This window comes from Pseudoxanthomonas fibrivorans (assembly GCF_041464125.1).
In the GTDB taxonomy this organism is placed as follows: domain Bacteria; phylum Pseudomonadota; class Gammaproteobacteria; order Xanthomonadales; family Xanthomonadaceae; genus Pseudoxanthomonas.
Genome location: NZ_JBGNUG010000001.1, coordinates 1,862,459 through 1,870,718 on the forward strand (window position 1 = coordinate 1,862,459; position 8,260 = coordinate 1,870,718).

4 protein-coding genes are annotated in these 8,260 nt (G+C 75.4%); all 4 read right to left on the bottom strand.

Going from position 1 to position 8,260, the window contains the following annotated elements:
* Positions 1-55 precede the first annotated feature (55 nt).
* The 4 genes from ACA089_RS08640 to ACA089_RS08655 all read right to left on the bottom strand — a co-directional run bounded on the left by ACA089_RS08640 (position 56) and on the right by ACA089_RS08655 (position 8,233).
* Positions 56-4,189: a tetratricopeptide repeat protein gene (locus ACA089_RS08640; RefSeq protein WP_372015747.1), complete on the bottom strand. Its 4,134-nt coding sequence runs from the start codon at positions 4,187-4,189 to the stop codon at positions 56-58.
* A gap of 10 nt (positions 4,190-4,199) precedes the next feature.
* The gene (locus tag ACA089_RS08645; RefSeq protein ID WP_372015750.1) at positions 4,200-4,892 is read right to left on the bottom strand and encodes a hypothetical protein; all 693 of its coding nucleotides are present in this window, start codon (positions 4,890-4,892) and stop codon (positions 4,200-4,202) included.
* 115 nt (positions 4,893-5,007) lie between these two features.
* Entirely contained in the window at positions 5,008-7,191 is a 2,184-nt protein-coding gene (locus ACA089_RS08650) for a caspase family protein (protein WP_372015752.1), read from the bottom strand.
* A 274-nt stretch (positions 7,192-7,465) separates the two neighbouring features.
* Entirely contained in the window at positions 7,466-8,233 is a 768-nt protein-coding gene (locus ACA089_RS08655) for a SapC family protein (RefSeq protein WP_372015755.1), read from the bottom strand.
* Between the last annotated feature and the right edge of the window lie 27 nt (positions 8,234-8,260).

Here is an 8,260-nt window from a genome sequence, read left to right on the forward strand (position 1 = left end):
ACGGCGCCAGCACGAGCGCCGCGTACAGGCACCACCGCAACGGGCGGGCGGCCACTCAGCGATCGTCCGCCGAGACGACCACGAACGGCGCCCAGGCCGACGGATGCGACCAGTCGGGCTTCCAGCCCGCGACCGCGTCGCCCGCCGGCGTGGTGCCGGTGCGCACCGCGCGCATCGCCTGCTGCAGGGCCGCGGCACGACCGCCGTCGCCGTCGCGCCACTGGCGCAGCGTCTGCACCGTCAGCGCGGCGGTGACGTCGTCGCGCACCCGCCAGTGGCTGACCAGCAGCGCCTGCGCGCCGGCATACAGGAACGCGCGCGCCAGGCCCGACAGGCTGTCGGCGGCGCCCGCGCCATCGGCCGACGCGGTGTTGCAGGCGGACAGGATCAGCCACTCCGCGCGCAACTGCAGCATCGCCGCCTCGGAGGCGGCGAGCACGCCGTCGTCGGCGTCGCTGGCCACCGCCGGCGGGGTGAACACAAGCCCGGGCTGTTCCAGGCCGTCCACCTCGCGCGGCAGCAGGCCGTGCGTGGCGAAGGCGACCACGCGCGCCTCGCGCAGCCGCGGATCGGCCTTGACCGCGGTTTCCGTGGCGGCCTCGCCCAGGGCGAGGCGGTCGGGGCCCGCGCCAAGTTCGCGCACCATCGCTTCCAGTTCCACCCGCGTGCCCGGCAGCGAGGCCATCCGCCGCAGGCTGTCCGGGTCGGCCAGCGACATGCCGCGGGCGTCGGCGCTGCGGAAATAGCGCGGAGCCGGTCCGGCGCCGGCATCGGCCGAACGCGATGCCGATGCCGTGGCCGTGGCCAGGACCGGATCGCCGAAGCCGACGAACGGCTGCGCGGCGGCGGTCGCGGAGGCGTCGCCCAGCGCCCGCAGGCTCGACACCGCCGGCAGGGTGATCAGCGCGTAGCGGTCGGCCAGCCAGGGCGTGCGCGCCAGCACGCCGGGATCGGCATCGTCCTCGCCCGCCGGCGGTGCGCCGGTGACCAGCACGCCCAGCGGCAGGGCGGCGACCGGTCCGGAGGCGACCACGTACAGGCGCCGCGCGCCCTCCAGCGCCGTCTCCACCGGGGCGACCAGGTCGCGATACAGCTCGAAGGCCGCGGTGCGATCGAACGGACGCCCGCCCTGCGCGACCGACGCGCCGAACACCGAGGCGACCCCGCGCGTTCCCGCACTGCCGCCCTCGCCGCAGGTGGCGCTGTCGACCTGGCAGCGCAAGCGCGCGACCCGGCGTGCCACCGCCCCGGCGCCGCCTTCCAGCCGATGCCAGGCCATGCCGCTGCGGCCGATGCCGAAGGCGAACAGGTCGCCGCCGGCGGGGACGAGCAGCAGCAGCGCCTCGCCCGGATGCAGGCGGGCCTGCACCTGGCTGGCCTCCAGCGCCCGCGGCGAGACCAGGGTGGCGTACTCGGGGAAGCGGCTGCGCAGCCGCGCATCGGTGGCGCGCAGGTCGGTGGCGGCGGCGTCGATCTGCCGGCGCAGGCCGGACGCGGCGGTGGCGTCGCCCTCGCCGGTGGCGGCCAGCAGCAACCGGTCCAGTTCGCGCAGGTGCGCGGCCAGGTCCTGCTGGCGCCGCGCCAGCGTGGCCAGGCAGTCGCCGGCGGCCGCGCCACCGGCGCACCCGCCATCGGCGATCCGCGCGGCCGCCTGCGCCAGCGCGCGCGCGGCGCCGGAGACGTCGAGGTCCTGGGCCGCGGTGAACGCCGCGTCGCGCAGCCGCGGCACCTCGGCCACCCGGCGCTGCGCCGCGTCCCACGCGATCGGCAGGTAGCCGCGATAGGCCTGCTGCATCGGGTCGACCGCATCGCCGAACGCGCGCGCGCTGGCGACCGCGTCGGCGCGGGCGCTTTCGCGTTCGCGCTGCGCGCGGGCGATGGCGACCGCGCGGCCGGCCTCGTGCTCGGCGTCGGCGTGGCGTCCCTGGCGGTGCAGCGCGCCGGCGAGCAGGCCGCGCACTTCGGCCACCTGCGGATGCTCCGCCCCCAGCGCCGCCTCGCGGATGCCGAGCGCGCGGCGGTAAAGTGCCTCGGCCTCGAGCGGCCGCTGCTGGAGGTCGAGCGAGGTGCCGAGGTTCTTCAGGCTGTAGGCCGCGTCCAGCGAATCGCGTCCCCACTGCCGCTCGCGGATCGCCAGCGAGCGGCGCAGGAACGGTTCGGCCTCGGCGGGACGCCCGGCCAGGTTGAGGTACCAGCCCAGGTTGCCGAGGTAGGTCGCCGTCTGCGGCGCATCGGCCCCGAAGCGCCGTTCGCCGGCCTGCAGCGCGCGGCGGTAGAACGCGCCGCCCTCCTCCATGTCCAGGGCGCCCTCGGTGAGGTCGCCGGCGAGGTTGTTGAGGCTGGCGATCGTATCCGGGTCGTCTTCGCCCAGGCGCCGCTCGCGGATCGCCAGCGCGCGACGGTCCAGGCGCGCCGCCTCCGGGTAGCGGCCCAGCGAGTTCAGCACCCGCGCCAGGTCGTGCACCGCCGCGGCGGTATCGACGTGGTCAGGGCCCAGGCGTGCCTCGCGGATCGCCAGGGCCTGCCGGTACAGCGGCTCGGCTTCCGCGTGGCGGCCTTGCGCGTCCAGCACGCCGGCCAGCCGCGCCATGGATTCGCCGACCTGCGGATGCCCCGCCCCCAGCAGCTGCAGCCGGCCCGCGTACACGCGCCGGAACAGCGCTTCGGCGCGCGCCAGCCGCCCCCAGGCCTCGTACATGTCGGCGAGGTCCGCGGCGATGGCGAGGGTGTCCGCCGAACCGGGTCCCTGCACGCGCTCCATCGTCGCCAGCGCGTCCAGGTACAGCGGCTCGGCCTCGGCCTGGCGCCCCTGGTTTTCCAGCGCGATCGCCAGCGCTTCGCGCGCCCGGGCGGTGTCGGCATGCTCCAGCCCCAGCGTGCGCTCGCGCGTGGCCAGGATGCGCCGGGTCAGCGCCTCGCCTTCGGCGTCGCGCGACTGCGCCTGAAGGTTGGAGGCGAGGTGCCCGACCGCATCGAGGGTGCGGGTGTCGTCCTCGCCGTAGTTCGCCGCCTGGATCTCCAGCGCACGGCGCCGCAGCGGCTCGGCCTCGGCTTCGCGGCCCTGCGTTTCCAGCACGCCGGCCAGCGCGCCCAGGCTGCCGGCGATGGTCGGCGAGCCGGCCACGTGGTTGGCTTCGTCCGCGGCGAGCACCCTGCGGTACTCGGCCTCGGCCTCGGGGTAGCGCCCTTGCCCTTCCATCAGCCGGGCCAGCCGGAAGCGGACGCTGACCGCCTCGCGCGCGTCCTCGCCGGAAACCTCGCGGTAGATGCCGAGGACCCGCTGGTACAGCGCCTCGGCTTCGTCTTCGCGCCGTTCGGCCTCCAGCAGCCGCGCCAGCGCCATCGCCGAGCGCGCCACCATGCGGTCGTCCGGGCCCAGCGACGCCTCACGCTCGGCCAGGTGGCGGCGGTACAGCGTTTCGGCCCGGGCCGCATCGCCGGCCTGGGCGATCATCCCGACCCACGCCTCGTGCGCGCTGACCGCCATCAGGTGGTCGGCGCCGACCGCCTTGGCGGTGATCGCGTACGCCCGCTCGAGCGCGGCCGCGGCCTCGTCCATGCGCCCGGTGCGGCCGAGGATGTCGGCCAGCATGCCGAGGCTGACCGCGCTCTCGAACGCGTCCGCGCCCAGCGCGGCGGCCTCCACCACCAGCAGCCGGCGCAGCAGCGGTTCGGCCTCCTCGTAGCGGCCCTGCCCGACCAGCCGCTTGGCCAGCGAGGACTGGCTGCCGCGCGTGCGCGGATGGGCCTCGCCCAGCCGCGCCCGGTAGATCGCCAGCGCACGGCGATGCAGCGGGAGCGCGTCCTCCTCGCCGGCGAAGCTGTACAGGGTGTCGGCCCATGCCGACAGGAAGTACGCGCTGGCCGCGTGCTCCGGGCCGTAGCTGGCCTCGCTGGCGGCGAGCGCCGCGCGCAGCAGCGGAACCAGGTCGAGCGATGCGGTGCCCGCGCGCTCCTCGGCCCGCGCCCGCTCGCGGGCGGCGGCCATGTGCCCGCGCTCGGGCGCGGTGGGCGCCCGCAGGTCGGGCGCCAGTTCCAGTGGATCGACCAGGTCCGGGACGGCGGCGGGCGACACCGGCGCGGACGGATCCGTCGCCGGCGAGGCCCGGGGCGGCAGGGCGGCGCCCGCCAGCGGCAGTCCCAGCAGCAACGCCAGGACGGCCGCGTGCGTCAGGCGTGCGCCCGCCACCGCCTGCGACTCAGTTGGTCACCATGTCGTAGGCGTTGTAGACGCTGCCGAGGTTCTTGACCTTGACGGTGAAGTCGCCGGTCCAGCGCGGGGTCCACTCGCACAGCATGGTGTCGGTGCTGTCCGCGTCGTCGCACACCAGGTTGCCGTTCTCGTCGTAGACGTACAGGTCCAGGTCGGTGTCGCCATCGCCGACCACGAGCACCGCGGCTTCCTCGCCACCGTTGAAGCGGATGGTGTAGGTGTCGGTGTCGCCCGCCAGCACGCGCTCGGACACTTCGCCCGGGCCGTTGCTGCGGCCCTTGCTCTCGCTGGCGCCGACGCGGTCGATCGCCGCCAGCAGGGCCGCGTTCTGCCCGGCCAGCGCGCGCGCCTCGCCCAGCAGCGAAGCGACGGTGCGCTCCGGCTTGGCGGCCTTGTCGCCGGCGGTGCCCTTGCCGTCGGAGGTCTTGGCCTGCTCGACCTCGCGCGCGCCGGCCTGCGCGATCATCTCCGCGGCCACGATCAGCGCCATCGGGTTGCGTGCCTCGTGGCCGTAGTCGGCCACGGCGTCGGCCAGGTAAAGCTGGTGCACGGCGCGCGAGTTGTCCGACGCGGTGCCGGCCTTCTCCGCCTCGTTGCTGCCCTTCGGTGCCGCCGCGGCCGCATCCAGGCTCGTCGCCGCCAGCACCATCGCCACCATCACGCCCATCGTCTTTCGCATTGCATTTCCCCTTGGTCTACACGGTTGAGTGATAAAGGCCACCGCCCTTCGCCGGGCCGCGGCCGCGACGGTGGCCGGGTCGCGGCCACCGCTGTTGCCCTGTCGGTGCGCGCGGTCAGTCCGCCGCCACCATCCAGCCGAACCTGAGTGCGCCCGCGCCGCCCTGCTGGCCGACGCTGGCCGAGCGCGCCGCGCCTTCGCCGAATCCCGCCTGGTCGAGCACGCGGTCCAGCGGCGTGGCCTCGCCCGCCGCGCGCGAGGGCGGCGATGCACCGGCCTGCGCGAGGTAGGCGTAGCTGGCCGGGCGCGCCTGGTCCGAGGCCTGCGGCACCGCGATCACCACCAGCTGCTCCAGGCCCAGCGGCATGCGCCGGCCGCTGGCGACGTCGGCGGTCTGGATCGGCGCGATGTAGGTGCGGCTCTGGCCCGGGCGCAGGCGGATGCCGTCCAGCTGCCCGTTCTCCAGGTAGGAGATGCCGAAGTCGCGGTCGAAGTAGAGCGGCGTCATGTCCAGGGTGACCTGGCCGGTGTTCTCGACGGTGACGTACACCGTGTCGCAGTGGCGCAGCTTGAGCACGCCGCCGTCCTCCGCGGTGGCCTGGTCCAGGGTGCGCGCGCCGGCCGGCGGCAGGCGCGCGACGCCGGCGCAGGCCTGGCCTTCCGGACGGCGGCTGCCGCGGTCGATGGCGACCGAGGTCGACAGCGAGGCGGGCGCCTGGGTTTCCAGCGCGCGCATCACGCCGAGCAGGCGCTGGCCGCGCGCGAACGCGACCAGCCGGCCCCGCAACGCCTGTGCCAGTGCGCCGGCATCGCTGCCGGGGGCCACGTCGAGCGAAGGCGGCTGCTGGCGGCCGGTGCGGTCGAAACCCTCGGCCTGGTCGGCCAGCCACACCCGGTCGGGACCGGCGCGCAGGTAGACGTCGGCCGGCTGGCCGGCGGGGACGAACACCAGGGCGGCATCCTGCGCCGCGGCGTCGGCCTCCAGGCGCGCGAGCGCGTCGCGCAGTTGCGCCGCCACCGGCGCGGCGTCGCCGTCGGCCGGACGGCCGACCCGGACCGCGAACGGCACCCCGGGCGCGACCGTTTCGGCGAGGTAGGCCAGGCCCGGATACAGCCCCTCGGCGGCCGCGGCCGCGGCGCCGGCGTGGGCCGCGCCCACCAGCGTGGCCGACGACGGACCGGCCTGCGCGACCTTCGCGTAGGCGAGCGGTGCGCCCGTGGGCTGGCGCGCATCGCGGATGGCCAGCAGGGTGCCTTCGTGCAGGCCGTCGAGCTGTCCGCCTTCGGCGAGCAGTCCCGCGCCTTCCCGGCGCACGCCCCAGCGTCGCGGCGGCACCCGCTCGTGGCCGAACAGCACGCGCTCGAACTCGCCGTCGAACGCCGGCTGCGGCGCCAGCCGCCCCAGTGCGTCGTACTGGCCCTGCACCTGCAGGTACAGGTCGCGGTAGGTCCGCGCCTGGCCGGAGGCGAGCGCCTCGGTGATGGCGTAGGTCAGCAGGCTGAGCGTGGGGGTGTTGGTGCCGTCGGGCAGCTGCTGCGGCCCGGCGATCGCCGCCTCTTCGGCGACGGCGGCGTAGAACGCGACCACCCCGCCATCCGCCGCGCCGCCGCCATCCAGGCTCCCGGCCGCGGGCCGGGCCCGCGCCGCCGGCGCGCGCGCGCCCTGCATGCGCGCCTGCGGCACCTTGAGCGCGGCCGCCGGAATGCCCTTGATCTCGATGTCCGCGCGCGCCGGTAGCGGCCCACCGCGCAACGCCGTGCCCGAATGGCAGGAGTCCACCACCACCCAGAGGTAGGCGCCGCGGTCGCGGATCTTCTGTACCGCCGCGCCGAACTCGTCGTCGGTGATGGCGTTGTCGACCATCTGCACGCTGTCCTGCCACGGGCCGATGTCCGAGGGCAGCAGGATCTCGTCGAGGCCGTCGTCCTCGTCGCCGTCCAGGTCCGGGCTCTGCGAGCCGTGGCCGCTGAAGTAGACCAGCACCTGGTCGCCGTTGCCGCTGCGCGCGGCGAGGTCCTCCAGCGCGCCCATGATCGCCGCGCGCGTCGGTGCGCGGGCACGCGCGTCGGCGCCGGCGCCGTTGGCCAGCAGGGTGATCTCGGCATCGGGGACGCCCAGGTCGCGCGCGGCGCGCAGCATGCGCGGCACGTCGTTGCGCGGCCCTTCCAGGTCGAACGGCCCCGCGCCTCCGGCGCTGCGGGCCGGCAGTGCGTCGTAGTCGGATACCCCGACGATCAGCGCGCGGCGGACCGGCGCCGCATCGGCGATACCCGCCATGCCCAGCGCGAAGAGCAGCACGCAGCCCCACGCGCGGCCCGCTGCGCGGCGCCGCCCAAGCCTCCCCACCATCGACTCCCCCTGTCGCGCCGGACCGGCGCCTGCCGGTCCCTTGCAGTCCGATATTGCGACGGGGCACACGTTACCCGAGGTCCCCGGGGGGCCGCCACCGGGGACCGGACGCGCAGCTGAACGCCCGGGCCGCGTCGGCCCGGGCCCCGGGGACCATGCCCGCGGCACGCAGCGGCGCCCGTCCGGCCGCCCCCCTCGGCCGGACGGGCCACCTTCCCCCGGGTCAGTGGGCCTTGGCCTCGCCGGCCTGCCGATCCAGCACGTGGCGTTCGAACAGCTCGTTGGCGTTGCCGAGCGACATCAGGTGCGCGTAGACCCAGCCGAGGTAGCCGGCCTTGTTCAGCGCCAGCACCTTCTTGTCCGGCAGCTTGAGGAACTTCTCCTCGTCGACGGCGACGAAATCGCTGAGGACGAAGCTCTCGCCGCCGCTGTGGGTCAGGCGCATGCTGCGCGGCGCCAGCAGGTCGAACTCGGCCAGCTTGGCCACGAACTGGCGGGTCCGCTCCATCTCGGCGGTGAAGTTGTGCAGGAAGCGGATCATTTCGTCGAGGTAGGCGCTGTTGCCGCCCTCGGCGTCGAACATCGCCTGGCCTTCCTGCTCGTTCCAACCCGCGAACTCGCGGTCGAAGCAGACCGTGAAGTTGCCGCGGCCCTGCGGGTCGGACCCCTGGTCGGCCTGGGCCAGCACGAACGGATAGCGGCGGACGAACGCCGGTACGTAGGCCGCGCGCCGCCACTGCCCGGATTCGCCGACGAAGCCGTTCTGGCCGGGCTTCAGGCCCAGCAGCGCGATCGGCGAGGCCTCGGCGCCCTCGCCCACGAACAGGATCGGGTAGTGACGCGCGGCCTGGAAGAACTCCACGCCGGCCAGCGGCACCAGGTGGGTGGAGGCGGCGAAGCGCGCGTCCTCGGCCTGGCGCAGCCGCAGCTGGCGGTGGGTGTCGCGGTTCAGGGCGGTGATCTGCTTGTACAGCAGCAGCTGGTTGCTCATGGGGTGTCTCCGTGTTCCGGTTCGGGT

Excerpts from the sequence above, each read along its gene's own strand:
- ACA089_RS08655 (WP_372015755.1), bottom strand. The coding sequence starts at position 8,233 with ATGAGCAACCAGCTGCTGCTGTACAAGCAGATCACCGCCCTGAACCGC.
- ACA089_RS08645 (WP_372015750.1), bottom strand. The coding sequence starts at position 4,892 with ATGCGAAAGACGATGGGCGTGATGGTGGCGATGGTGCTGGCGGCGACG.